The 26,194-nt window shown below is 52.4% G+C and carries 24 protein-coding genes; 7 read left to right on the top strand and 17 right to left on the bottom strand.

The genetic code is table 11. The annotated features are described in order from the left end of the window. Positions 1 to 2: 2 nt before the first annotated feature. Positions 3 to 923 (bottom strand): ABC transporter ATP-binding protein, encoded by a 921-nt coding sequence (locus tag DOQ08_RS05005; protein ID WP_114333768.1) that lies wholly within the window; start codon positions 921 to 923, stop codon positions 3 to 5. 183 nt (positions 924 to 1,106) lie between these two features. On the opposite strand from DOQ08_RS05005, the gene DOQ08_RS05010 reads away from it, so the two are divergent. Together DOQ08_RS05010 and DOQ08_RS05015 are read left to right on the top strand one after the other, a co-directional pair. Next, positions 1,107 to 1,508 carry a hypothetical protein gene (locus DOQ08_RS05010; protein WP_227537488.1) on the top strand — a complete coding sequence of 134 codons (402 nt, stop codon included), beginning with the start codon at positions 1,107 to 1,109 and terminating at the stop codon, positions 1,506 to 1,508. 37 nt (positions 1,509 to 1,545) lie between these two features. Next, positions 1,546 to 1,842, top strand: a complete 297-nt coding sequence (locus DOQ08_RS05015; protein WP_114333770.1) for a hypothetical protein — start codon at positions 1,546 to 1,548, stop codon at positions 1,840 to 1,842. Here DOQ08_RS05015 and DOQ08_RS05020 read toward each other — a convergent pair. The 4 genes from DOQ08_RS05020 to DOQ08_RS05035 form a co-directional block, all read right to left on the bottom strand. Next, positions 1,835 to 2,452 carry a hypothetical protein gene (locus tag DOQ08_RS05020; RefSeq protein ID WP_227537489.1) on the bottom strand — a complete coding sequence of 206 codons (618 nt, stop codon included), beginning with the start codon at positions 2,450 to 2,452 and terminating at the stop codon, positions 1,835 to 1,837. The two genes, DOQ08_RS05015 and DOQ08_RS05020, sit on opposite strands and share 8 nt — an antisense overlap. A 122-nt stretch (positions 2,453 to 2,574) precedes the next feature. Next, positions 2,575 to 4,041 carry a PhnE/PtxC family ABC transporter permease gene (locus DOQ08_RS05025; RefSeq protein WP_114333772.1) on the bottom strand — a complete coding sequence of 489 codons (1,467 nt, stop codon included), beginning with the start codon at positions 4,039 to 4,041 and terminating at the stop codon, positions 2,575 to 2,577. A 17-nt stretch (positions 4,042 to 4,058) separates the two neighbouring features. Further along, positions 4,059 to 4,709 (bottom strand): phosphonate ABC transporter ATP-binding protein, encoded by a 651-nt coding sequence (locus DOQ08_RS05030; RefSeq protein WP_114333773.1) that lies wholly within the window; start codon positions 4,707 to 4,709, stop codon positions 4,059 to 4,061. Continuing rightward, positions 4,709 to 5,581, bottom strand: a complete 873-nt coding sequence (locus tag DOQ08_RS05035) for a putative selenate ABC transporter substrate-binding protein (protein ID WP_454544843.1) — start codon at positions 5,579 to 5,581, stop codon at positions 4,709 to 4,711. Before DOQ08_RS05035 ends, DOQ08_RS05030 begins: the two co-directional genes overlap by 1 nt. 170 nt (positions 5,582 to 5,751) lie before the next feature. Between DOQ08_RS05035 and senB the strand changes: the two genes are divergently transcribed. Beyond that, entirely contained in the window at positions 5,752 to 6,723 is a 972-nt protein-coding gene (gene senB / locus DOQ08_RS05040; protein ID WP_114333775.1) for a selenoneine biosynthesis selenosugar synthase SenB, read from the top strand. Here the strand turns inward: senB and DOQ08_RS05045 are convergent. The 3 genes from DOQ08_RS05045 to DOQ08_RS05055 all read right to left on the bottom strand — a co-directional run bounded on the left by DOQ08_RS05045 (position 6,720) and on the right by DOQ08_RS05055 (position 9,434). Beyond that, positions 6,720 to 7,355: a helix-hairpin-helix domain-containing protein gene (locus tag DOQ08_RS05045; RefSeq protein ID WP_114333776.1), complete on the bottom strand. Its 636-nt coding sequence runs from the start codon at positions 7,353 to 7,355 to the stop codon at positions 6,720 to 6,722. The genes senB and DOQ08_RS05045 overlap by 4 nt on opposite strands. A 41-nt stretch (positions 7,356 to 7,396) precedes the next feature. Then, the gene (locus DOQ08_RS05050; protein ID WP_114333908.1) at positions 7,397 to 7,795 is read right to left on the bottom strand and encodes a hypothetical protein; all 399 of its coding nucleotides are present in this window, start codon (positions 7,793 to 7,795) and stop codon (positions 7,397 to 7,399) included. A gap of 103 nt (positions 7,796 to 7,898) precedes the next feature. Next, positions 7,899 to 9,434, bottom strand: a complete 1,536-nt coding sequence (locus DOQ08_RS05055; protein WP_114333777.1) for a bifunctional GNAT family N-acetyltransferase/carbon-nitrogen hydrolase family protein — start codon at positions 9,432 to 9,434, stop codon at positions 7,899 to 7,901. Between the two features lie 187 nt (positions 9,435 to 9,621). Between DOQ08_RS05055 and DOQ08_RS05060 the strand changes: the two genes are divergently transcribed. Continuing rightward, entirely contained in the window at positions 9,622 to 11,511 is a 1,890-nt protein-coding gene (locus DOQ08_RS05060; RefSeq protein WP_114333778.1) for a methyl-accepting chemotaxis protein, read from the top strand. 45 nt (positions 11,512 to 11,556) lie between these two features. Here DOQ08_RS05060 and DOQ08_RS05065 read toward each other — a convergent pair whose 3' ends face one another. Beyond that, positions 11,557 to 12,486: an ABC transporter substrate-binding protein gene (locus tag DOQ08_RS05065; RefSeq protein WP_206074773.1), complete on the bottom strand. Its 930-nt coding sequence runs from the start codon at positions 12,484 to 12,486 to the stop codon at positions 11,557 to 11,559. Between the two features lie 173 nt (positions 12,487 to 12,659). Here DOQ08_RS05065 and DOQ08_RS05070 point away from each other — a divergent pair, with 173 nt between their 5' ends. Further along, positions 12,660 to 13,214 carry a YiiD C-terminal domain-containing protein gene (locus tag DOQ08_RS05070; protein ID WP_114333779.1) on the top strand — a complete coding sequence of 185 codons (555 nt, stop codon included), beginning with the start codon at positions 12,660 to 12,662 and terminating at the stop codon, positions 13,212 to 13,214. Here DOQ08_RS05070 and recQ read toward each other — a convergent pair. Beyond that, positions 13,205 to 15,073: a DNA helicase RecQ gene (recQ, locus tag DOQ08_RS05075; protein WP_114333780.1), complete on the bottom strand. Its 1,869-nt coding sequence runs from the start codon at positions 15,071 to 15,073 to the stop codon at positions 13,205 to 13,207. The genes DOQ08_RS05070 and recQ overlap by 10 nt on opposite strands. Before the next feature lie 160 nt (positions 15,074 to 15,233). Here recQ and DOQ08_RS05080 point away from each other — a divergent pair, with 160 nt between their 5' ends. After that, positions 15,234 to 16,439 (top strand): 1-acyl-sn-glycerol-3-phosphate acyltransferase, encoded by a 1,206-nt coding sequence (locus DOQ08_RS05080; RefSeq protein WP_114333781.1) that lies wholly within the window; start codon positions 15,234 to 15,236, stop codon positions 16,437 to 16,439. Positions 16,440 to 16,461: 22 nt separating this feature from the next. On the opposite strand, the gene DOQ08_RS05085 is transcribed toward DOQ08_RS05080, so the two are convergent. Beyond that, entirely contained in the window at positions 16,462 to 17,880 is a 1,419-nt protein-coding gene (locus tag DOQ08_RS05085) for a TrkH family potassium uptake protein (protein WP_114333782.1), read from the bottom strand. A 242-nt stretch (positions 17,881 to 18,122) separates the two neighbouring features. On the opposite strand from DOQ08_RS05085, the gene DOQ08_RS05090 reads away from it, so the two are divergent. Then, positions 18,123 to 18,665: a porin family protein gene (locus tag DOQ08_RS05090; protein ID WP_114333783.1), complete on the top strand. Its 543-nt coding sequence runs from the start codon at positions 18,123 to 18,125 to the stop codon at positions 18,663 to 18,665. A gap of 52 nt (positions 18,666 to 18,717) precedes the next feature. On the opposite strand, the gene nhaD is transcribed toward DOQ08_RS05090, so the two are convergent. The 6 genes from nhaD to DOQ08_RS05120 all read right to left on the bottom strand — a co-directional run bounded on the left by nhaD (position 18,718) and on the right by DOQ08_RS05120 (position 25,976). After that, complete coding sequence (nhaD, locus tag DOQ08_RS05095) at positions 18,718 to 19,971, bottom strand: sodium:proton antiporter NhaD (RefSeq protein ID WP_114333784.1); 1,254 nt, start codon at positions 19,969 to 19,971, stop codon at positions 18,718 to 18,720. A 114-nt stretch (positions 19,972 to 20,085) separates the two neighbouring features. Further along, on the bottom strand, positions 20,086 to 20,886 hold the full coding sequence (locus DOQ08_RS05100) for an ABC transporter ATP-binding protein (RefSeq protein ID WP_114333785.1): 801 nt from the start codon (positions 20,884 to 20,886) through the stop codon (positions 20,086 to 20,088). 6 nt (positions 20,887 to 20,892) lie between these two features. Then, positions 20,893 to 21,936: a FecCD family ABC transporter permease gene (locus DOQ08_RS05105; protein ID WP_114333786.1), complete on the bottom strand. Its 1,044-nt coding sequence runs from the start codon at positions 21,934 to 21,936 to the stop codon at positions 20,893 to 20,895. Positions 21,937 to 21,940: 4 nt separating this feature from the next. Next, positions 21,941 to 22,942, bottom strand: coding sequence for a FecCD family ABC transporter permease (locus DOQ08_RS05110; protein ID WP_114333787.1), 1,002 nt, complete (start codon positions 22,940 to 22,942; stop codon positions 21,941 to 21,943). Then, positions 22,942 to 23,868, bottom strand: a complete 927-nt coding sequence (locus tag DOQ08_RS05115; protein WP_227537492.1) for an ABC transporter substrate-binding protein — start codon at positions 23,866 to 23,868, stop codon at positions 22,942 to 22,944. The genes DOQ08_RS05110 and DOQ08_RS05115 overlap by 1 nt, the downstream gene beginning before the upstream one ends. Beyond that, complete coding sequence (locus DOQ08_RS05120) at positions 23,868 to 25,976, bottom strand: TonB-dependent receptor family protein (protein WP_114333788.1); 2,109 nt, start codon at positions 25,974 to 25,976, stop codon at positions 23,868 to 23,870. Before DOQ08_RS05120 ends, DOQ08_RS05115 begins: the two co-directional genes overlap by 1 nt. Positions 25,977 to 26,194: the final 218 nt, after the last annotated feature.

The following is a 26,194-nucleotide window of genomic DNA, read 5'->3' on the forward strand; positions in this document are numbered from 1 at the left end:
TTTTATTCGTTCACGAGGCCAACAAAAATCTCTTCCAGAGAGCTTTCCCGTGTCTGAAGATCACGGTACTCAATACCCAAATCACCCAGAGTACGTAGCAATCTGGCCACACCTGCTTGTTGCTTCTGAGAGTCGAACGTGTAAATCAGCTGGTAGCCATCGTCTGATAGCTCTACCGGTTCCAGTGTCAGTTCGCCGGGTACCGCGTCAAGCTTGTTCTGGAGGTGCAAACGCAGTTCCTTCTTACCGAGTTTCGACATCAATCGATCTTTATCTTCCACCAGAATGATCTTACCCTGACGAATCACCCCGATCCGGTCGGCCATTTCTTCGGCTTCCTCGATGTAGTGGGTCGTCAGGATGACGGTGGTGCCGTTTTCCCGAAGTTTACGAACCATTTCCCACATATCGCGGCGCAACTCTACGTCTACGCCTGCTGTGGGTTCGTCGAGAAACAGAATGCGCGGCTCGTGGGACAACGCCTTGGCGATCATAACCCGGCGTTTCATGCCGCCCGAGAGAGCCATAATTCGGCTATCGCGTTTGTCCCACAAGGACAGGTCTTTCAGAACTTTTTCAATGTGGCTCGGCTTCGGAGGTTTACCGAACAGGCCTCGGCTGAATGACACCGCGTGCCAGACCGTTTCGAACGAATCGGTGTTCAGTTCCTGGGGCACCAAGCCGATGGCCTCCCGGGCTTTCCGATACTCTTTGACGATGTCGTGGCCGGCAGCGGTCGCGTGACCGTTGGTTTTGTTTACGATGCCACAAATGATGGAAATGAGCGTTGTTTTACCGGCACCGTTAGGGCCGAGTAGGGCAAAGATTTCGCCCGGGTAGATGTCCAGATTGATATCGTTGAGCGCCTGAAAACCACCTTCATAAATCTTGTTCAGGTTCTTTATGGAGATATCCGGCTGCACGGCTAGTGTCCTGTTTATGTGGGTGACTCAAACCAGAAAGCCGCACATTTTCTCATGGTGGCGGCAGTTTAGAAACCTTTGCCTTGTGCGCACATATCCCCATAATGTGAGCTTGCATACAAACTGGGGCTGATGATGTTACGTGTTGTAAGTGTGTTCGGTTGTCTGATCGCGGTGATTGGAATGGCGTTTTGGGCCCTGAAGCCTGAGGGTAACCCGGAAGACGAAGTCGCTCGCGCTGAATGCGATCTGCTGGCTGGCCCCTGTATCTGGAGCACCGCCGAGGGGCAATGGCAGGTGAGTCTGGAGTCCCGGCAGGGTAGCCCGGCGCAGCATCTTTATTCTCTGGCCGTGGAAGCCCCCGGTGCGCCTGAACGCTTTCTGGCCGTGTTACGGGGGCGTTCCATGTACATGGGCGAATACCCAGTGCCCCTGAAACAGCAATCAGACTCCCGATTTGTTGCTGAATTCGAAGCGCCCCTATGTGCGACCGGCTCCGAGATGGTGTGGCAAATCGATTTGCAAAGCGGGCAGGAAAAGTTGGGAAGTGTGTCGCCGATCCTATTCTTTCAAGCGAAAACGTAGTTAAATTTCCGATGGTTTTATTTCCGGAGATTGAGTGATGGATTACGGCGAAAGCGTACAGAAAGTACTGCTGCGGAAAATTCGAAAAACCGAACAAGATCTGTTGCAGCTCAAGCTTGATTACTGCCGCTTCGTGTTCGGATTGAGCCATCGCTCGCGGGTAATAGCGAACGGCCAGTGCTGGATAGTGCGGGCGGTGGATGTTGATTCTATGGGCCATACGGAAGAGGGCGGTTACAGCAAGCCAGCCCTGACCGGTGTATTAGCTGATTCGAAAGCCGTTACCGAGGTTGTCTCACTAGGCACTGATTGGGAGCTGGAAAAGTCTAGATAAAGGCATTGCTTGTGACGGCTTCATACAAGCTTGAAGGCTCGGGTACATGGTGGTTTTCTTCCCAAAACTCTGCGCCTTCAAGCCCCGCCCGATAGCAGGCCAGCAGAATACTGCTGGATGTCAGTGTTGAAATGGTTTGTATGGCTTCCGATTGGCGCATGCCGGTTTTGCGGCTGGCAATACCTGCAACCATACCGGCCAATCCGTCAGAATGGCGTACAACTTTTGGGCACAATGAGCAGCTCGCGCCATATAGCCATGCGGTTGCATAGGTACGAACCGCTTGTGGTGCCTCCGTTAAGTTCAACCCCTTCAGTTGGCAATCCCGTTCCTGCAAACCTGCCAGAATATGCAGTTTTGAGCTGAGTTCTGCGCGGTCCAATGCCAGCGGCCGTTTGTCTTTCGTTTGTTTCCGGGGGCGTTTGCCCGGTACAAGGGCGCAATCAGATCTGCTTGACGAAATGACACCTTGAGGCCCGGCAAGCTCTCTCCGACTCAAGGAGTACATGCGCACACCTAACAGGCCGACCAATAACAGAAGCCCGATCTGAGTTACTGCCACCACGCTGAAGACCATCGCGTTAAGTTCCTGATACCAAGTTTGATGCATCGTTAAATATCAGGAATTGTAACATTGAGTAACGAAATTGAGGTGTAACTCAATCGACAGTTCACGGCGGATTGTTGGTGGTGTTCCTGATCTGTGACACTCGTCCCAATGGCTTGGGCAGTTCAGCAGGTGGGCATGGTTTTGAGGGCAAGTTTTCGGCGAATGTAACGACCAAGTGCATCCACGCCAATGTTCAGTAGTGCGGTGATGAGGATCAGTACCATTGCCCGGTCGAAGCGGATGTTCTGAATGGCGCTGTCTACATAGAATCCCAGGGTGTAGATGCCCAAAATGCCCAAGATTGCGGTTTCTCGCATGATGATTTCCCATCGGTAGAACAGGAACGCCAAAAACGATCGGTACACGCGGGGTACCAATTCCCAGCTATAGCGAGACAGGCCGGTTGGTGCATCGGGGCGAAGCTGAATGGTGTTGGTCTGCCGACCAATCAGATGGCCAATAATGCCGCCGTTATGGAGCGCCAATGCAACCACTGCGGGAAGCATGGAGGGCCCCCAAAGCTGAAGCAGGATATACGCAAGAATGTATTCGGGGGTCGAACGGGCGATTACTAACAAGATATGGCCAGAGGTGCGTCGAACCGGGCCCCCGAAATGCCTGGATATCAGAGGGAAGGCTAATAGTGACAAAATGCCGGTAGCCACCAGAGCGATCTGGGTGAGGACTACGGTGTTCCAGATTCCGGGCAGAGCCTCGTTTATCCAGACATCGCCCATCCATTCGGAAAGTCCGACTAAGCCTTCACCGTTGCGAATGGGGGCCGGAACAATGTCTTCGGTAAAGAACCGTTTTACGTTGCCCCAAATGATGGGCATGCCATCGCCAAGGAAGAACGGTGCTGCCAGTACATAGGCCGGAAGCAGCTTGGGGCGCACCCACAGGGGCATGGTGGCGATCAAAATGTAAAACAGTACCAGCATGGCGCCAGCGTCGGAATACAGGCCTTGCGAGAAGGACGACTCCAGGTAGAAGCCCAGTGTGGGTAGTCCAACAAACCCGAGAATGGCGGAAGAACGCATGCCGCATTCAAGGCGATACGCAGTGTAGGTTCTCAGCTGTACCCAACAATCGGGAATTTTGGTGTAAAGAAAAGCAGGAATAGACCGCGTGCCAGGCGGCAGAAGTCGGCTCGGTTCGGGGTCGGATTCTTCGAAGATTTCCGAATACACTTTGGCAAAAATGCCCGCATACGGAATAGCAATCGCCAATACGCCGGTGAGTGGGTGAAAGCCGAAAAACTGCAAAAAGATCAGCGCCCAGAACAGTTCATGAATAGAACGAATGAACGCGCAGAACATGCGTACAGGTAAAAAGCGATACACCAGCGAGAGCGCGAAACCGCACACGCTGCCAAGCGCGACGCCCACAAACGCAAATGCCACCGTGCGCAGAAGCGCTGTTAAAAGGCCTTCTGTGCTGAAAAAGTTGGGGGTTACAACACCCCAGAACAATCTACCTAGATCTTGCCAAGGGTTTGCTGTGGTAATGGCAATATCGGCCACCAACAATCCTGCAAGCGCTATGGCCAGGAAGATAAAGCTGGTGCGGACGGTAGGGTAGGCGAACATGGATTCAGAGCGACCGGTCAGTAAATCGAAGCAATGTCAGACGCTACCAGATTGGCTGCTGGTTCATCCAACGCAATCTGGCCATCTTGAATGCCGATAATCCGGTCGCAGTAGGCCAGCGCCATGTCCACATCGTGGAGAGCAACAATGCTGGTATGAAAGCGGCCTGTCAGTAATTGCATGGCAGTATGAGCCATAGGACCATCCAGAGCGGAAATGGGTTCGTCAGCTAACAGTATGGGCGCTTGGCGGTAAAGTGCACGGGCAATCGCCACACGTTGGCGCTGACCGCCAGACAGTGCTGCAGCCGGTATCCAAAGCTTTTCTGAAATCGAAAGTTCGTCCAGCAAGGCTTTGACGGCCTTTTTGTCCTTCGAAAAGGGGCGAAGCAATGTCAGCGTGTTATACCAGGTTGGGTGTTGGTCAAGCTGGCCAATAAACACGTTGTGAAACACGGGCAGGGCATTAACCAGCCCTAAACCTTGCGGGATCAGTGACGCTTCTTGTTGCAGGCGTTCGTAAATTACTTTAATCAGCGTTGATTTGCCCGCACCACTTTTGCCGACCAATGCAACGTGTTCGCCTTTATTGACGTGAAGAGACAGCGGGCCGATCACCCGCTGTCCTTCAAAACTGGCTGTCAGGCCATGGAAGTCAAACTCTGACATTAATCCAGAATTCCAATGTTAACGGCTGTTTTACGAATCGGCTCGTAATCGTCGTTAGAGGCGGGGATAAATCCGGACCGGGGAAAGCTTTCCAGCAGCGCGGGGTCATCCAGTTCCAGTAAGGCTTTGGTCACGCGGTCCTTGAAGCCTTCTCCGAACGTTTCGTTAACATCGCCACGGATGGTCCACTGGTAGTCAGGGTAGGCCGGAGTTTTCCAGATAACCTGAACAGCGTCCGTATCGATGTTGCCGTCGGCCAACTCTTTTTCCCAAACCTGGAAGTTCAGCGCGCCAACCTCGTAGGTGCCAGCTTCAACCAGGCGAAGCGTACGGGTGTGGTTGCCGCTAAAGCCAACGCGGGAAAAAACGGAATCCGGCGCTTCGCCGAACGTATCGCGAATGTAGAATTCTGGCATCAGCCGACCGGAAGTAGAGCCTTTGGAACCAAAGGTAAAGGTTTTGCCACGAAGCTTATCTTCAAGGCTTTCCAAAGAATCGGAAGGCTCGATACCGGTTTCGGTATTGGCGATGAAGTACGTTTCGAACGCTTCGTCTTCTACGCCTTGGGCGATAGCTTCGGAGCCATCAACCAACCGGCGAGCCTGAACACCAGACAGGCCGCCAAACCACGCTAGCTGTACTTGATTGTTGCGGAATGCCGACACCGCAGCGGCATAGGATTTCACCGGGATATAACGAACATCTACATCCAGCTGTTCTTCCAGATAATCCGCTACGCCCTGAAAACGTTCAACCAGTTTGGTTTCGTCTTCGTCAGGGATTGCCGTGAAAATAAAGGTTTCTGCTTGAGCTGCTGAAAACACAGACATTGAGATAAGGCCAGTGGCTAACCACTTGCGTAATTGTTTCATCGCCATGGAATTCATTCCTTTGTTATTTCAGATCAGCGAGGGAAAGGCGGGTGCCAATATCCGCTTCAGGATACCTTGAATTACGTTATTGATGAACAGCTTTCCAAGTCAATACTTTACCTAACGCATCTACCGATGCAGAATCCTTGAAACCTCTGAACGTGGCGATTATGAATATCATCATTATTACCCCGGCAGGGCCGGATTCCAAAGCAGGCAACCGCGCAACAGCACTTCGATGGCAGCGTTTGCTTCAGCAATCTGGGCATCAGGTTAGGGTCGAAACGGAATATCAGGGTGCGCAATGTGATCTGCTCATTGCTCTTCATGCATGGCGCAGCGCGAATGCCATTAAAGCGTTCAAGGCTGCATGGCCGGAATCGCCGCTCATTGTGGCGCTAACGGGCACAGACATTTACTACCACCAGCATGAATACCCTGATTTAACTTACGAGTCGATGGATCTTTCGGATCTTTTAATTGGTTTGCATGATCTCGTTGCCCGGGATATTCCCGAACGCTATGCACACAAACTACTGACGTTGCGCCAATCAGCCGACAAGCCGGATGTTTTCGGTGGTTCTCGGTTGGAGTCCGGGCAGTTTCATATTTGTGTACTCGGGCACCTTCGGGATGAGAAAGATTCGTTGAGGGCTGCCATCGCCAGCCATCATTTGCCCGAGGACTCGAACATCATTGTGTCTTGTGCCGGAAAACCCCATAACGACAAATGGCGGGAATTGGCCTTACAGGAAAGCCGAAGCAACCCTCGATTTCACTGGTTAGGGGAGTTGAATCGCCCGGAGCTGGCAACCCTGATAGCGGTTAGCAGTGTGATGGTTATTAGCTCAATCATGGAAGGGGGCGCGAATGTCATTTCCGAAGCATGTCGAGCGGAGCTGCCGATACTGGCGTCTGACATCCCTGGAAACAGAGGTTTGCTGGGCGATGATTATCCGGGTTATTTCCCCGTAAAAGACGATAAAGCTTTAGCGGAGCTGATGGCGCGTACTGAAAATGATGGTGCTTTTTTGGCTGAGCTTAAGAAGAGGGTGATTGCTCTTGCCGAAACCTTTCGGCCGGAACAAGAACGCCAGAGCTTGGAAAAAGCTCTGGCGCTTGTCGTGGCTGCGAAAGATTAAAGTACTTTTTTCGCTTCATTGGAAAGGCTATCGAAGCCTTTCACGCTCTTAAAGTTTTCGAGTTTCTTCTTGTCGGCATCGCTAGGATTGGCGATTTGTTCAATCGAGGTAATGCCGGCTTCTTTCATCTTTTTGGCCGTTGCCGGGCCAATGCCCTTCACCAAGGTCAGATCGGATTTATCGACCGGCTTAGCGGCTTTTTTTGCAGCAGGTTTTTTCGCGGCTGCGGGTTTCTTGGCGGGCGCTTTTTTGGCCGCCGGTTTCTTCGCATTGGGCTTGGCCTGCTTGGTGACGCTCTTTGCCTTTTTTACCGTACTCTTCGCGGCCTTTTTAACGTCGGTTTCAACTTCTTTCGACGCGAGCCCCAGCTTGTCAAGCAAGCTGGTTTGCAGTTCGTGAAAATCATTCATGCGGCGCTCAAGCTCGTCGTTAAAACGCCCGATTTCACGCTCTTTCAACTCCTCAACTTCCTTCAGCAGCTTTCGAACGGGCTCCTGAACGTGAGTTTGCAGTTGGTCCAACTGTTTAAGAGCATCGTTGATTAAGCTTTCGATTTGACCAGAGGCTTTATCAAACTCTTTGTTCACCGATTTAACGATTGCGTCAATGCTTGGCTTGGATTTCTTTGCCATCAGGCTATCTCCTTGCGGAATAGGCGTCGTTAGAAAACAATTCAGGCTGTTTGCCGTGACCATGTTGTAGGGCCAGCAGCCCTGCGCGACCTGAGAGTTTGCTTTTTATAGAGCACTTCTCGGATGCGGCGTAGTTTTTGACTTGACGGAGTGTTTTCATTCGAATCAGGCTGAATGAAATCAATCGAGTAAAAGAAGTTGCTACAGTGTTTTCTCTTCTCGGTGACGAGGCCGGATATTCCCTCAGCCCGAATATCATCGAGAGGCATTTTCATCACAAGATCAAGCGTGACGGTATCGCCAGGTTCGAAAGGCTTATCGGTTTTCATCACGCACCCGAAACTGTCCAGCTCGTATAACCGGGCATGAACGTCTTCGCGGCGGAAGAAGCTATGTCGGTAACGAAAGTGGGCGACAAGATCGGGTAAAGCGTTATTCATGAAACCTATTCTCTGCTTCCAGTGGCGACAACGTGAAACGGGCGTAATTTGAACCATAGACGGACTCTCCGCATTTGGCAATTACCCCCAGTCTCCACGGTATTTATGATACCGATGTTTCGCGAGTTTTAATTTGATACAGATCGACCCGGCGATCCAACAGGTTGGTCACAGAACCTTCATTCCGCACCAACTTGAGTTTGTCGAGATCCATGTCGGAAAACATGATCATTTCTGTATTCGGTGTTGTTTCTGCCATCACCGCATCGTGGGGGAACGCAAAGTCTGACGGCGAAAACACAGATGATTGGGCGTATTGAACGTCCAGATTTTCCACCTTCGGCAGGTTGCCCACACTGCCGGTAATCACAACATAACATTCGTTTTCAATGGCGCGGGCCTGCGCACAGTGCCGGACTCGGAGATAGCCGTTTTTGGTATCGGTCCAGAAGGGCACACAAATGATATCAACCTCTTTTTCAGCGGCGATGCGGCCCAGCTCCGGGAATTCGATATCGTAGCAGATGAGAATGGCCACCCGACCAGCATCGGTTTCAAACACGTTAAACTCGTGGCCGCCTTCGATCACCCAGTCACGACGTTCGTGCGGGGTAATGTGAATCTTACGTTGCTCGTCAACACGGCCATCGCGGTGGCACAGGTAAGACACGTTATAGACGCGGTCGTCTTCTATAAGGGGCATAGACCCGGTGATGATGTTTATATTGTAACTGACGGCCATATCCGACATTTCGTTTCGGAACTGCTCAGTGAATCCGGCCAGGAAACGAATGGCCCGAGTCTGATCCATTTGGTCCGTTAGGCCCATCAATGGCGCATTAAAGAACTCCGGAAACAGCGCGAAGTCACTTTTGTAATCCGATAATGCGTCAACAAAATACTCAACCTGCTTAAGTACTTCCTCAACCGAGGTGAACTCTCGCATTTGCCACTGAACCGCACCCATACGAACCTGGGTTTTCTTTACGTCGAGAACCGATGTGGGTGGCAGATAAAGGATGTTGCGCCATTCCAGTAAGGTGGCGTAGCCCAACGATTTCTCATCTTCCGGCAGGTACTTGTGCATTAACCGGGTAACCTGGAAATCATTGGAGAGCTGGAAACTCAGAATCGGATCGTAGATTTCCTTCCGGTCTACCCGCTGAATGTATTCTTCCGGCGTGTATTGCTCCGCATATTTGAAGTAGTTAGGGATTCGGCCGCCGGCAAGAATTGCGCGCAGGTTCATGGAGCGACAAAGCTCTTTGCGCGCCTCATACAGGCGACGCCCTAACCGGTAACCGCGGTATTCGGGATGGATGAAAACGTCCAAACCATACAGCGAGTCGCCATTGGGGTTATGCCAAATCTTTTCGTTGCGGAGAATCAGGTCGTCGTAGGCGTGCGGGTTACTGAATCTTTCGTATTTCACGCAAACGGTTAGTGCGACCGCAACGAGTTTTCCGCTTTCCTCAATGCAAACCTGCCCGTCCGGGAACTGTTCAACCAGAGTTTTGATCGTGTCTTTTGGCCAGGCACCGCCGATATCGTCATACACATCGTCCATCAATGCCTGCAATTCGCTGTAGTCATCGAGGGTGAGGTTTCTCAGATTCAGGTGTAGATCTTCGTGGGCCATGCAAGCTCTCTCCGTTGGGGTTCAGCATCGGCAAAAGACGATGATGCGTCGAATATTAGCAGAGTATGCAGACACCTACACGTTCACCTAAAGAACCTTTGGTGGCCGCCGATACACTTGGTAACTGTGCCCGCGGGGCAACTGGATTAAACTCGCGCACCGCTTATTCCTCGGAGGAACTTTCATCGTGCAACTTTCATTCGGCCAGAAGCTGCTGGTTGCTGTCGGCGTTCTGATCGCCGTCATCATGGCTGTTTTCACCTTTACTTCTGATCGCCAACTCCAGAAAACCACAGACACTTATGTGTTAGCCATGTTAGATGGGGCCATTGAACAGAGCACCGCTAGCATTGCCGGCTGGTTGAACACCCGCTTGGATATGACCAGCGCCACGGCGAAAGCGCTTTCCAGTATCGAATCAGACGAGCAAGCTCGTCTGTTGCTAAATACGATGACCGAAGGAGCTAACGCGAAGGATGTCTACGTTGGCACCACCGATGGCCGTATGATTATGCGGTCTCGAGCGTCCGAACAAGCTCTGAGCGCCAGCTTTGATCCACGGGAGCGCCCTTGGTACAAGCAGGCCCGTGCAGAAGGAAGAGTGTCTTTCACCGGCACCTATCAGGATGCGCAATCGGGTGAAACGTTGATCTCTGCCATCGCGCCGGTTTCTTCAGGGAACTTTGAAGGCGTTGCGGGCATGGATATCAGCTTGAACGTCATCCAGAAGCTATTGGCCGATATCACCCTTGGTGATGCCGGTTACGCCATGTTGATGGATGATAATGGCACCATTTTGTTTCACCCGGACCCGTCGTTGATTGGTAAAAGTGCCCAGAAATTTTTGGGATACAAGCCCGAGAAAGACGGTACACCGGCAAAATTCGAACGTGACGGCACTGAGTGGAGCGTTGCGTTTTTCCCAATATCCGATGCCCTAAGCGTGGATTGGTACATCGGTTCGGTCGTTAACTGGGATCAAATTACTGAGCCTGTGGTAGATGCACGAATGGCCAGCCTGGTCATTACCTTTGTCGGCTTGATTCTAGCGCTGATCATTCTGCACGTTGGCATTCGTACATTGATGGCTCCGGTGCGTCGATTGAATGGTGCCATGTCTGACATTGCGTCTGGTGATGCCGACCTCACACAGCGTCTTGATGATAGCGCTAGCGATGAATTCGGGATGCTTGCGGGCAACTTCAATAAGTTTGTTTCGAATATTCAGCAGGTGGTAAGTGAAGTAAAAGAGGGCAGCGAAGAGTTGTCCCGGAATGTGACCTCACTCCGTCAAACCTCCAGCAATAGTCGCGACAGTGTAGAAGGGCAGCAGGGCGAGATTAATATGGTCGCCACGGCCATCAACGAGATGTCAGCCGCTGCCAATGAAATTGCCCAAAGTGCGCAGCAGACTGCGGAAGCCGCCGAGCAAGCGGACCACGAGAGTCTGGATTCACGAGAAACCGTTGCAGCCTCTCGAGATGCGGTTCAAAAGCTGTCCCATGAGATCACGGCAGCGGCCGAGGTTATTGATAAGCTTGGCCAGGATGTTTCCTCAATCACTACGGTTCTTGAGGTGATTCAGGGCATTGCCGAACAAACCAACTTGCTCGCACTGAACGCGGCCATTGAAGCGGCCCGTGCCGGTGAAGCCGGGCGAGGCTTTGCGGTTGTTGCGGATGAAGTGCGAAATCTGGCACAACGCACCCGTGCGTCCACTGAAGAAATCAACAACATGATCGAACGTCTGCAGAAAGGCGCCAATGATGCGGTTGATGTAATGAAGGCTTCCACGGCGGTATCGAACGTGAGCATGGAAAAAGCTCAGGATGCGATGGAGTCTTTGAATCGAATCGCAGAAGCCATCACGTCGATTAGCCAGATGACCTCTCAGATTGCCACAGCGTCCGAAGAGCAAACGTCTGTTACCGAAGAGTTGAACGCGTCGATTACGCGCATTGCGGAACAAGGCCAAGCCGCAGCGGAAGCCACAAGCGAGAATGACGTGTACAGCAGTCAGATCGAAACCATCGGTCACACACTTAACGATCGAGTAAGTCGTTTTAAAGTGGACTAGTTCGGACAGATATTCGGCGAGGCCAAGGATGGCCTCGTTAAGTGCTTATGAGTCGTCGGTCAGGTAATCAATCCGGCGCTTAAGATTGTCCAGAATGCGTCGGGCGACGTATTCGGAATCGTCCGTCAGGTGCGGATTTTTCAACGCGATCACCGTCCGGCGATTTAGGTTTAGGCTGGCGACACTCTCACCAAAAGAATGCTTCAGGTATTCCGCAAAGCTACCGTCATTGATCGCGCGTTCCAATCCCAGTTGTATACGCTGGGCGGTCTCATGGTCGTTGGGAGCTACGAACAAATAGGATGGCATCGGATAAGCCAGTAAAAGGGTGGGCTCGATAACCAACCCTTTCGCGTCGTCACGCTCCATCTCGAACATCACCTCACTGACGCCTCGGGCATAGCATTCGAAGCGTCGATTTTTCAGCATGCCAAACAGGATTTCATAACGAGTGTGGGTGATCACGTTTACACCGTTACTCTCCAGAATAGGGGTGTCTGGCCAATGGGCTCCTTGTCCAATGCGGATATTGCGAGAATAGAGATCTTCTATGTTGGTGATGCCGTGAAATTTTCTAAGGTTCTCTGGCAAGACCAGACAGACTCGAAAGCCTAACAGCCCACCGTCTACGGGAATTGGAATTGGGGTGAGTTCGCTTTCGCGATCCGGTGAGGTGGCTACGTTTGCAATGTCGACCAGTTTGGAGTTGTTGCTGGCAAGTTCTCTGAGTACGCGACCTTGGCTTAGCTCCTCACTTCGGATGAGGCGAAAGCTACCGTATTCCGGTGTTTTCTTGAGCGCCAGCTCAACAAGGCTGTGTATAGCCGGGTTGTCGTAATTTCTATACCAGAGAGTGTAGTCTTTCGAGATATCCGTAACTCGCACTTCTGCGGCAAGCGGCAGGCAAATCACAGCACATAGCAGGCGAAGTAAACTTCGTGCCTTAAAGGGTCTTTTCCTGTTCAGGGCTGCCAAGCTCAAAGTCCTTCTTTTAGCATGGAACACGGTCACTCGTTCAGAGTGCTGGTTTTCAGGTTAGTGCAAAATACCGCATTTTCACTAAATGTACGTGATAATTCACGAAGTTTCTTGAATCAAACCGACAGTATTGCAATTATTCCTGCCTCAACAATTTCAGGAGCCACACTATGGCCGTTATTGATAAGCTTATCGGCGCTGCGGGACAGTGGGTAGGTCACACCGATGCAAATGCAACACCGCTGCAGCCTTTGGAGTGGATTAAGAAAACCGGCAGCTACACCGCAATCAATCGTATTGTGGGCATGGCCATTCCTTTTACCACCCGGAACGGTTTCTCGGTGCAAGAAGTGCGCCCGGGTTATGTTCGCGCAAGGGTAAAACTCAAAGGCAACAAAAACCACTTCGGCAGCCTTTACGCAGGCGCGTATTTTCTGGTGGCTGAAATCCCGGGAGGTATTTTGGCCTTGTTTGATCTTGGCCCTGCCTACACCCCGATTCTGAAAAGCATGACTCTGGAATTCTTGCAGCCTGCGGACTCAGATGTAGAGGTGGAATTTACCCTTCCTGAAGAAACTGTAGCCGCGGTATTGGCGGAAGCCGATGCAACAGGGCGCGGAAAATTCACTCTCGAAGGCATTCTAAGAGACAAAGACGGTAACCATGTGGCCACGTCTTATGCCCAATACCGTGTCCGCAAGAAAGGCTTCAAGCCTCAGGCCTGAGCAATCTCGCGCAGCGTTTGCAGGAAAATGTCACCGTATTTCTCCAGCTTTGCTGCACCAACACCGCTGACTTCGGCCAGCTCGTCCAGCGAGTTTGGCCGACGTTCCAGCATGTCGAACAGCGTGGTGTCGTGGAAGATGACGTAGGGCGGTACACCTTGCTTGTCCGCCAGTTCTTTTCGGCAAGCCCGTAACGCATCCCAGCCAGCCTGGTCGGTGATTTGGTCTTTGACGTTGGCACCGCTGGGCTTGCCGGAACCACTACCGGACGATTTCTTCACGACCGGATCTTTTCGTAGCTCGATCTTTTGTTCGCCTTTTAATAACGGACGACACATCTCGGTTAATTGGAGGGCACCGTACCCGTCTGGATCTGCTCGCAGGTAGCCGTTTGCCACCAGTTGGCGGAATACCGATTTCCACTCGCTGGCTGACAACTCGGTGCCAATGCCGAAGGTTGATATGGCTTGGTGACCGGCCTGAAGGATGCGTTCGTTGCTTGAGCCTCGCAGTACATCAATCAGATAGGTCACGCCGTAACGCTGACCGGTCCGGAAGACGCAGGACAGGGCTTTCTGCACGGCAACGGTACCATCCCAGGTTTCCGGTGGAGTCAGGCAGGTGTCACAGTTGCCGCAAGGTTCCTCCAAGGTGTCGCCAAAGTAGCGAAGGAGTACCTGCCGACGACACTGGGTAACTTCGCAGAGCCCCAGCATGGCATCCAGTTTTTGACGTTCAACCCGCTTGAATTGATCGTTCCCCTGAGACGTTTCCAGCATCTGGCGCAGCTTGATGACGTCTTGCAGGCCGTACACCATCCAGGCGGTGGAAGGCTTCCCGTCACGCCCCGCACGGCCGGTTTCCTGATAGTAGGCTTCGAGACTTTTAGGTAAATCGAGATGAGCAACGAAGCGCACATCGGGCTTGTCGATGCCCATTCCAAAGGCAATGGTCGCAACCACAATAACGCCATCTTCCCGAAGAAAGCGCTCTTGATTTCGCGATCGCTCTTCGCTGGACAAACCGGCATGGTAGGGCAGAGCGGTATAACCTTTATCCGCCAACAGTTTTGCGGTCGCGTCTACTTTGTTGCGTGAAAGGCAGTAGACGATACCACAATCACCTTGATGCTCAGCTTTGATAAAGTCTAATAACTGCTTGTTTGCATTCGTTTTTGGTGTGATGCGATATTGAATATTCGGGCGATCAAAACCACTGACGAAATGCCTGGCGTTGGTTAGCGAGAGACGCTCTGCGATTTCTTTACGAGTGCGCTCATCGGCAGTGGCGGTCAGAGCGATGCGGGGCACACCGGGGAATTCTTCTGCCAGCATACTGAGCTGAAGATAATCCGACCTGAAATCATGTCCCCATTGCGACACGCAGTGCGCTTCGTCAATTGCGAACATAGAAAGCGAAGCGTTGTGTAACAACTCAACGATGCGGGGCTGAATCAGCCGTTCGGGTGCACAGTAAAGCAGATCCAGCTCGCCGGTCATCAAAGCGTATTCGGTAGCGCGAGCTTGCTCGAAGTCCATTGAGGAATTCAGGAAAGCTGCTTTCACTCCCAGTTCGCGCAGTGCGTTCACCTGATCCTGCATCAACGCAATCAGGGGGGAAATCACAATCGCCGTGCCGGTTCGGACCAGCGCAGGCACTTGGTAGCAAAGCGATTTGCCGCCGCCTGTGGGCATCAGTACCAGTGCATCGCCACCATTAATGACCTCTCGAACGATGTCACCCTGTAACGGGCGAAAACTTTCATAGCCAAAAACCTCATGGAGCACCTGTTCCGGACTTTTCTCGGAAACCGATGGGCGCTCTTTGGCTAATTGCTCGAAGTCATGATCCTGGTACATGATGGGCGCTGGCCTTTGGGCAGGGTAAATTTCAGGCTGGGAATCATACCAGATATAGAGGTCCAAGGCGTTTAGGTGGAGGAAAAGCGGTGATAGACCGGCTACAATATCGCACCGTTAAAATATCCGATTAACATCCGCGAACAACAACAGGGCCCGCATGCAGGAATTTGACTCAATTCGACCCTATTCGGACGAAGAAGCTGCTCCCACTATCCAACGTCTGGCTAATGATTCTGAATTCCTGAATATGATCGGTCGATTCAGGTCGCCTCGATTGGCTGCTTGGGCACCTGCGCCGCTGAGGTTCTTTATACGTCGCTGGTTGCTTAAAAGCTTTGGTCATATCCATACGATAGATGACCTCCAAATGAGCGTATCCGGTTACGTGGGTGACCTGGTTGAAAGCACTACGTTGAAAGTGACACACAGCGGCCTTGAGAACCTTAGCAAGACCAGCGCCCATCTGTTTATCTCGAACCATCGCGATATCGTGTGTGATCCGATGATCGTGAACTACCTGCTATTCCAGAACGGATTCCAGACCACTCGGATCGCGATCGGCGACAACCTGTTGTCCAATCGGGTCTTCGCCGAAATGATGAAGCTCAACAAGAGCTTCCTGGTACGACGTAACATCACCAGTCCGCGCGAGATGCGCGATGCGTACTTGACCCTTTCGGGGTTCATCAATCACAGCATTGATACCAACAACAGCGTTTGGATTGCTCAGCGCGAGGGCCGTGCGAAAGACGGTATCGACGCTACAGATCCGGCCATAATTAAAATGTTCTATATGAGCAAGAAAAAGTCGGGTTTGAGTTTTGATGAGGCGCTCAGCCGGCTGCATATCGTGCCGGTGTCTATCTCCTATGAATACGACCCGTGCGATGTTGATAAAGCCCGAGAATTAGAGATCCGTGAGCGTACCGGGGAGTATCAGAAGGCGGAAGGCGAAGATTCCGCACAAATCATGAAAGGGATGACCGGGCCGAAAGGTCACGTACATGTGCATTTTGGGACGCCTATATCCAAAGCGCCGGATACGCCTAAAGCGCTAGCCGCACATATCGATCACGAAATGCACGCCAATTACCATTTGCACGCTTCAAACCTGGCCGCTTACGAAATGCGCAGCTTGCAAGTTGAAACACCGGAAACGGCAAACCGTCTGGGTATTGATGCTATTGCTGCAGGTGCTTATTCGAACGAAGAGCGAGAAGAGGCGAAGGCTGAAATCACCAGGCGCTTGGAAATGTGTGATGAAGCTAGCAGGAAGTATTTGCTGGACATGTACGCCAACCCGGTTGTTAATGCTCTGGCAGCACGCCGGCATGCAGAAAGCACCGAAACCGAGACTGATTGACTGGCCTTCTGGCGCGGCAGGATCAGCCGCGCCAGAAGCCCGGTGAAAGCACAATCACGACGCTCAGAATTTCCAGCCGCCCCATTAGCATACCTACCGAAAGAATCCACTTTGCAGCGTCAGGCAACGGGCCGAATGTGCCGGCAGGGCCGATGATGTCGCCAAGGCCCGGGCCGACGTTGGTCAAAGAGGTCAACGCACCGGACAACGATGTGATGAAGTCTAGCTGTAACGAAGCCAACAGTATGGTGATTAACAGCAAGCACAGCAGGAACATAAACGTGTAGGCAATCATTGATGAAATAATTTCATCACTGACGGCGCGGCCGTTATAGTTTCGTGTAAACACCGCTCGAGGGTGTAACAGCCGCATTAACTGCTCACGCAGAACGATCAGAGACAGTTGGAAGCGGAATATTTTCATCCCGCCGGCCGTTGAGCCAGAACACCCACCGACGAACATCAAAAAGAAAAACACCACGAACGCCAACGGCCCCCACGCAGAATAATCTTCAGAGGCGTAGCCGGATGTACTGATCACTGACGTTACGTTGAACAGCACCGAGATGTAATTATGCAGCGGATCAAAATGAACCGGCGATACCCACCATCGGTACAGCGTTAACAGTGCCGGAACGGTAAGCAGGATGGTCAGAAAAAGCCGAACCTGCTGATCCCTGAACAAGGCGAAGTGTTGGCCGTGCATTTCCCTCACGAACAGGAAGAACGGCAAACTGCCCAGAATCATGAACAAGGTGGCTTCTGCCAGTATTAAGTCGTTGAACTTGCCCATGGAGAAGTCAGACGTTGAAAAACCACCGGTGGCGATACTGGTCAGGCCGTGGTTGAAGGCATCGAATAGTGACATGCCCGATACCCAGTAAGTGAGTACCGCAACGGTCGTCAGGATTGCATATACAATCAACAGGCCCCGACTCAAGGTTTTCATGCGGGGCAGGGCCTTGTCTGTCCATTCCGACGATTCGGTGGCAAACAAGCGCATACCACCCACACGCAGGAAAGGAAGTACGGCAACGAACATACCGATGATACCAATGCCACCAAGCCACTGAAGAATCGATCGCCAAAGTAATAGGTCTTTATCGAAGTCGTCGAGCCCCGTTAATACGGTTGCGCCAGTTGTTGTGATGCCAGACGTGCCTTCAAATATGGCATCTGCAAGAGATAACCCGTTGTCGCTGAGGTAAAAGGGAAGTGATGACAGCGCCGAAATGATGAACCAGCTTGAAACAGTTAACACGAACATGTAGCGGGGTTTCAGGTCCCGCGATTTTCGGCGTGTGCTGAGCACGCCGATTACGCCGAGAAGGAAAACCAGGGCAGCCGATTCCGCGAAGGCGGCAGCATTAGGCGCACCGTCGGGCGTGAAAGATAGCAAAGCAACCGGTAACGTCATGAATACACTGAGAAGTATAAACATGATGCTGACGATTAAAATGACAGGACTAAGGTTTCTCAAGAGACGCCCAAAACAGCTAACAGTAAGATGCGGAAGGATACCCCCCGTTCCATGCAACCGCAAGGAAACAGGGCGCTCGGCCAAGCATTAACGGTAAATTAAAAGACGTTAAATTTCGGTTTCCCCTATGGCTATATCAGCTCTGATCGTCCAAGTTAAAAGGAGAAGCAACAACAACTCTGTTCATGCTGAGGAGAACGCTGATGACTATTAGAAAAAACATGCTCATTGCATCCATTGCCACCGCCGGTTTTGCGTTGGCTGGTACGGCATCGGCTGCGGACATGTATAAGTCTGGAGTTGGCGGTTTGTATGCTGGTTTTAACTATACCTTCATGAATGTCGACTTTGACGAAATCAACAAAGATGCAGATGTAGGAACACTGTCGGGCAAGGTTGGTGTAATGGCTAACGAATATGTTGGCCTAGAGGCGCGAGCAGGTTTTGGCGCCAATGATGACGACATCTATGGAGTCGATGTTGAAATTGACAACTTCTTCGGTGGATACGCAACATTCAATATGGTGAACGAAAGTCCCGTTACACCATACGCGGTGTTAGGTTTTACCCGCGCCGAACTTGAGGCTGGCTCAGAGTCAGATGATGGATCAGATTTTTCTTATGGTGCCGGTCTAAATTTCAAGATGGCCCAAAACGTATCAGGCAACCTCGAATACATGCGGTACTACGATGATGACGACGTGACCGTAGACGGAATCGGCTTAGGCGTTCAGTTTAACTTCTAAATCGTCTAGTCTTAAAAATGCCCGCGCGCCGAAAGCTCGCGGGCATTTTTCGTTAAGCCAATATGAAACGCCCTAACAGTAACACGCCACCATAACCCATCGAATAAGCCAGCAGCAGGTGCAGGGCATAACGCATATAGGCACCGAAGGTCAGGCCATCGATCTTGCTCATGGCAACAATGCCAGCGGCAGACCCGATCACCAGCAACGAGCCGCCAACTCCTACGGCATAGGTTAAGCCCATCCACTCAGCTGGGCTCATATCGATGCCCGCTTTCAACAGCGCAGCCGTTAACGGCACGTTATCGATCACTGCCGAGAAAATCCCCATCAAGTAGTTCGCATAGATGGGCGGTAGCACGTCATAAATCGCTACTAGGGAATCCAGTGCATGAATTTCTTTAAGCATGCCCACCAGCAATAAAATGCCAAGGAAGAACAGCAAGGTCTCAAACTCGATCACCCGAATGTATTCAAGGATCGGATCCAGGTCGTTGTCGTCGCTCATAAAGCGGGACACCAGGAACATGATCGAAAGGCCGAACAGGAAAGTCAGCACGGGTGGCACACTGAACAGCGCGTTGACAGTGATCGTCCCGATAATAGTGACCAGAAAGAGCCCGGCAATCACGGCGTCTACCGTTCGAACCTCGTTGGTATTGGCTTTCAGCTCAACCGTACCGTCTAAGCCCCGAGATAAAAGCACCGCCAGAATGAATACCGTAATAGACGCGGGAATGGCGAGCGTGAGCAAGGTTAGAATCTCAACCTTCTCGGCCAGGAAAATCATCAGGGTGGTGACATCGCCGGTGATCAGCGAAACGCCTCCTGAGTTAACAGCAAATACCACTAAAACAATGAACTGGAGACGCTTCTTAAGCTCTAGGTTTAAGGAAAGAATAAGCGAGCATGACACCAGCGTGGCGGTGATGTTGTCCGCTAACGATGAAAACACGAAACAGAAAAGCCCAGTTAGGAACAGTAAGCGCCGCTCCGTAACGTGCCGGGGCATAATCAGATAAATCATGTTCTCGATCATGCCTTTCTTGTTCAGGTAAGCGACAAATGTCATCGCCGCAACCAGGAACAGCCACAGGCCTGCAATCTCCGCGATGCTTTCAGAAAGCCCCGTTCCAATGACTGCCGTTTCTTCAGAGCCGCCGCTGAACAAAAAAAGCAGCATCCAGCTGAGTGTTCCGAAAAATAGGGTCGTTTTTGCTTTGTTAACGTGAATGACTTCTTCAAAGATAACGCCAAGCAGCGCGAGAATGGCAAGCGAGATAAGAGTGATATCTAAAGCGGTCATAAGGCTAGGGCGCCTGATACTAGTTATCGAAAGGGGACTGGGGTCAGCCCGAACAGGCGAAATTTTATACCTTTGATGGTGAGCAAGCTATCACTTGAGTGTGCCGAACATGATTTATGTTGGGGCGATTTCCGGGGCTTTGAGGGCAGCGGCATAACCTGAACAGAATGGCCGGCCATTCGCTTCGGAGGTTACCTTAGTTTCGACCCTGAAAACGCGTTGTATCAGCGATTCGGTAATAACCTCGCTCGGGCTTCCTATGGCCTGTAATTCGCCCTTTGCCATGATCGCGATATGGTCTGCAAATTGCGCAGCCTGATTCAAGTCGTGCAACGACATAACCACCGTTAACCCTTGCTCACGGTTCAGTTTGGCTAATAGCTCCAAAACCTCCAGCTGATAACCCCAATCAAGAAACGTGGTGGGTTCATCCAATAGCAAAATACTGGTTTCCTGTGCCAACGCCATGGCGATCCATACCCGCTGCTGCTGTCCGCCCGAGAGTGCTTCCACCGGCCGGTCAGCCAGTTCGGCTACGCCTGTCATCGCCATCGAATCATGGGCGATTCGATTGTCCTCAGCCTGATTCTTTTGCCACCATTTGCGGTGGGGAAAGCGACCCAGAGTCACCAGATCTTTTACCAGAATGCCATCTGGAACGATTGGCTTTTGCGGCAACATGGCGAGACGCAGTGCCAGTTGTTGACGGTCCCATTCATTTAGCGGTTGCCCATCCAGTAATACGCGCCCGGATCGGGCCGGCAACAAGCCAGCGAAACTTTTGAGTAACGTGCTCTTCCCCGAGCCATTAGGTCCTAATAAGCAGGTGATCGCTCCTTCAGGAATCGCCAGCGAGACATTGTTTACAACCGGAGTTGCGCCATAAGCTAATGATAGATTTTCAGTTTGTATCATGGTGACTCAGGATTGCCGTGATAACAGATAAAGAAAGAAAGGCACGCCCAGAATTGCGGACACAACGCCTACGGGCACTTCATAGGGTGAAAACAGCGTTCGTCCGAGTACATCGGCACCTACTGTGAGCAAAGCTCCGAGCACAACGCATAGCAGCAGTTGTGCCGAAAGACCGGGCCCGGCGAGCTTGCGGCTAATATGTGGAATCAATAACCCGATGAAACCAACGGGGCCGGCAACGCCAACGGCGCTGGCCGCCATCAGAGTGGCAATCAGCAGAGCAAACGCTCGCCAGCGATTAAGCGGCAGCCCGAGTGTTTGAACGTGTTCATCGTCCAGTTGCATCACTTTGAGAGGCCGTAGAAGTAGCCCTGCGCCGGCTAATCCTATGATTGTCCACGGTAACAGTGAGCTGAGATGGTCCCATTTCGCGCCATACAAAGAACCAGCCAGCCATTGCGCCACTAATTCAGTATGAGCATGGCCCCAGAAGGCCAATGTGCCGGTGGTTAGTGCGTGCAGCATACCAGCGATGACGGCACCGGTTAACGTCATCTTAAGTGGAGACAGCAGGCCATTGCTCAAACCTAGAAAATACACCGCCACGGCCGCGACCAAACCACCGGCCATCGCGAACAGTGGCAAGTAGTCTAATGCGGGAGACGCGTTGTTGTACGGATTTCCGCTGGAAAACAGCCAGTCTCCGACGATGAAGGCAATCACCGCCACCAGGCTGGCACCGGCTGAGATGCCTAGAATACCGGGTTCCGCCAATGGGTTTCGGCTGAGCAGCTGCAACAACCAACCAGACAGCGCAAAATGAACACCAATCAACAACCCCACCAGCGTTCTGGGCAATCGTATGTCGAAAACGACCCGCTGTACGTGTTCCGTGCTGTCACCCGCGAACACGGCCCATATTTGGGGCCACGAAAGATCGACGGCTCCGGCCTGAATACCGGTCGCCACGGCCAGAAATATCCCAATCGTGCCCATTACCAGGCCTGAAGCCACGCGACTGTATGGTTGCAGTGCGGTTTCGGTCGCCATCGCTCTATGCGCTCCGGACTGATTTTGTGGTATTCAGCAAGTAGATAAGCCATGGGGCCCCAATCAGAGCCGTCAACATACCCACGGGCAATTCCTGGGGGAACGCGAGCTGTCGTGCGAGTATGTCAGCGGATAATAAAAGCAGGGCACCAAGGAGTGCGGTTAGAGGTAGCCAGTGTTTGATCTCACTGCCGATCATTCGTTTGGCAATGTGTGGCGCCACCAGCCCAATGAAGACAATAGGTCCGGTAAACGCCACAAGCGCGGCGGCAATGAGTAAAGCCAGCAGCAAGAAAATGAGGCGCCAGCGCCCGACAGCCAAACCCATTGCGAGTGCAAGGTCGTCGTCGAGCTGAAGTAATTTAAACGGGCGGTGCATGGCTAACAGTGCGGCCATTGGTAACACGAGCCAAGGCAACACCAATTCCAGCTGAACCCAGCCGCGGCCCATCAAACTTCCAGCCAGCCAATAATATAGCTCGGCCGCTTCAGCGCCTGATACTAGCAACAAACCTGTGGTTACTGCAGTCGCCAAGGAAGTAACGGCGATGCCCGCGAGTACAACTCGCTCGGGCTGTAGCTGGCGCCTGCCAGCGATCACAAACGTCAGAGCGCCGCCAAGAAAGCCTCCGGCAAGCGCCATTAACGGAAGCCAGAACGCATCGGGATTCGCCAGTGTTCTAAGCGAAACCACCGCCAGTGCTGCGCATGCAATTACGCCGGTCAGGCCGGGAGATGCAAGTGGGTTGCGCGTAACCCCTTGCATGACAGCGCCCGCCATACCAAGCGCGGCACCACCTAGCATGCCGAGTAGGTTTCGGGGGAGCCGTAGCTCCATCACACTGACTTTAGTCAGTATATCTCCGCCACCGTTCAACACAGCCCATAAAGAGGAAGGCGACACCCATCGGGAACCGGCCATTAAGCCCAGCACAAACAAAATCGACAGCACCAAAACGGCTGTACCGTATACTCTATATAGAGGCACGTTAGTTTGATTGGCCATTAGTTATCTGAACGGTTTGCAGGGTTAGAAAGTAGCAACCGCTCGATGTCATCGAGAATGCGCTCCCGAGCGATCGGGCCTGCACCTTCTTTCCAGTAGTGCGGTACTTCAAAAACCCGGTCATTCTGCACGGCTTTCAAATACGGCCAGACAGGATTCATCGTAAAGGCGCGCTGCCGACTCGTCGGTAGCATCAGGATGATGTCCGGGTTCAATTCCAGTAACGCCTCCAGACTGACCCTGTAGCCCAACGGAATGCTTTCTTCGGGATTTGCCAGCGCACCGCCAACGCTATTGAAGCCGAGTTTTTCCAGCAGCGCGATCGCTAAAAAATGGTCGTAGTAAATGAATGGGGTTTCGCTGCCACTGGTCAGCAAGGCAATGGTTTTAGCGGGCTTTTCTTTGCTGGCTGCCGCAAGCTTTTTAATCCGGTCCAGAAATTCCGCATTCAACTCAACCGCTTTTTCGTGTGCACCCAGTGCTCGCCCCGCCAACTCCACAGCCCGAAGGCTGTCTTGTAATGATATTAGGTCCAGGGCGAGTAGGGGAGCGATGGATTCAATATGCGCTCCATCTTTCTCGGTATAACGCCGAATGGCAATAACCAGATCTGGTGAAAGCTTTGACAGTATTTCCAGATTGGGCTGATGCCGAGGCCCCACAGTTGGGACCCCTTTCAGCTGATCGGACAAATAGTCCGGCACACCTTGAAGCCCATAATCCGTCACCGCGACCGGCACGACTCCAAGGGCCAACGACACATCCGCCCCGAAGGTTGAAATCGCGGCCGGCTGGGTTGCCGCTGCCGATAGCTGCAGGGTGGCCCCGCGGTCATCGGTCAGCTCTATACTCTGGTCGCTCGCCAAAACGGCCGGCACAACCAGAGCAAAGAGTAAGGCTGTTGCCAGATTTCGGAAATCAAACATCAGAAATCAAGCTGGGCTTCAAGAACAAAGCTTCGGCCAGGCTGCGGCACGCGCCCAACCGGGCTAACGTCTACGCCGCGGAAGTAATAATCTTCATCCAACAAGTTGTTGACCGCTAAGCCGAGGTTCAGCACGTTGCCGCTACCCATCGCGAAATCGCGACCAACGCGCGCATTGACCAGATGGTAGTGCGGAAGCTTTCCGGCGCTGCCGTTGTCGGTTTCCTGTTCGGTGTTGTCAGCATCGCTGTAGCTTGAGCTAACGTACACCCAGTTCACGCGGGCATCCCACGCTTGGTAGTTATAGACTGCATCCGCGCTCACTTTGTGGCGAGGCGCGTTAGGCAGCTCATTACCTTCGTTGTCGCCGGATAGCTGTTCGGTGTCTAGCAAGGTGTAACCAAGCCCCAGCTCCACAGCGTTGTTCAAGTAGAAGCGGTTCGACAGTTCGATACCCTGGTGACGGGTTTCGCCAAGATTTTCGTACCGGCTATTGGCGCGATTGAACTGAATCTGATCTTCGTAGTCGATTCGGAATAGCGTCGCTGAAGATAGAAGGTCCGGCGTCACCTGAAGGCGAGCGCCCAGCTCGTGGTTCCACGCGGTTTCGTTAGCGACTTCGCCTTCGCGGGTGGTTTGGGCGATCTGTACGGGTACGAGTGAACGCTGGCTGTTGGCGAATACGAATAGGTCATCCGATGCTTGCAGGCCAACGGTCAGCCCCGGCAACCATTCTTCAGCATTGTTTTCTTCTGTTTGGTCGTTGAGGTTGTCTCGAAAATCCATGGCAACATCTTCGTAACGAATACCAGGTGTTACGGTCAGGCGGTCATCCAGGAAGGACACGGTGTCGCTGAGGTAAAACGCCATGGCACGGGTGTCCAAGTGCCAGTCGCGCGCAACATTCCGCTCGTTGGTTGCGAGAGTAAGCCGATTTACGTCGAATTCAACATCTTCACTAACGAAACGCGCGCCAACGGTAATGTCGTGACGGCCGTGCTTGATCGCCAGTCTGGGCTCGGTGCTGTAGACCGTGAACAAGCGCGGTGAATCGGCAACAAGCGTGGATTCGTCCGCCGGATCTGCCCAGTGGCCGCCATTGCTGAAGTTCTGACCAAAGAAGAACGTACGATCGGCATCGTGGACGAAATTGCGCCATTGAAACTCAACGTTGTCGGATGGCGTGTAGGTCCAGGTAAAGGTTGCACGGGTCATGTCAGCTTCATAGCCATCGTAGGGCCGCTGGCTCTGGGTACGATCTTCCTTATAGGCCTCTGGTGAGAGTGCGCCGGGCAAGTCGGCTTCTACGCGATAGTACTGAAGCTGGGATGCCAGCTCGTGCTGATCGTTCAGGTAATAACGAGCGTCCAGAATCAGGTTGTCGACTTGTGTGTCGGAGTGATCGCGGAATCCGTCACCACGTTGCACATTTGCCTGGAGTTGTAGGTCGAGATTATCTGTGGCTCGCCCTCCAACACGGTAATACGTGTCTGTGAACACATTACCGGTTTCTTCGGCAATCGTGATGCGCTCGCGCAGTGTTTGCGAGGTTTCGGCGGGGATAGGCTTGGTCACCATGTTGACCACCCCGCCCACGTTATTGGGACCGTAATGCACCGAAGCGCCGCCCCGCACGATGTCTACGACTTCCAGGCTGGGAAGGGTGACCGGAAACAACGAAACGCCCACGTTGCTGTACGGTCCGATGGCGATTGGGTAACCATCGACCAGCAGTTGCAACCGCTCACTTCTTAACGGGTTCAACCCACGAACGCCAATGTTCGGCAAAATACCGGTGCCGGTTTCATCCAAAACGGTTATCCCTGCGACAGGGCGCAGGGCATCTTCTAGGTTCAGAGCGCCAGAATTTTGCAGCTGGTCCTTCTCTACAACGGTGCGCGCCCCGGTGTAGGTTTTCTCAGATTCTTTGGTTGGAGCCCCCAACCAATCCGCGGTGACGGTTAATCCTGGAAGCAGGGTAGAGTTGTTGGCCGGGTCTTGAGCCATTGCTGGCGCAGCACCGATTGCCACAAAGGACATAGGTATGAGTGAGATGGCAACGGCCAATGGGTGGCGATTTAGCGGCTTTTTAGCTTCTCGTTTTGACATGGGGGCTCCAGCACTTCAAGGAAAGAAGATGCGCATTATACTGAGAAGCGTTCTCATTACAATCTAGAAAGAAGGCGATGCTGAGCTATCTAATGATCTCCTGTACCAAGTTGCGATTTTTGCGGATACACTCCGGCCATTAACTGACAAAGGCATTAGTTAACCATACCGCCACATTCCCCGGGACACTCAAACAGCTTTGATCAGGAGACTTGGAT

Origin of the sequence: Marinobacter litoralis (assembly GCF_003336705.1) — a bacterium.
Classification (GTDB): domain Bacteria; phylum Pseudomonadota; class Gammaproteobacteria; order Pseudomonadales; family Oleiphilaceae; genus Marinobacter; species Marinobacter litoralis.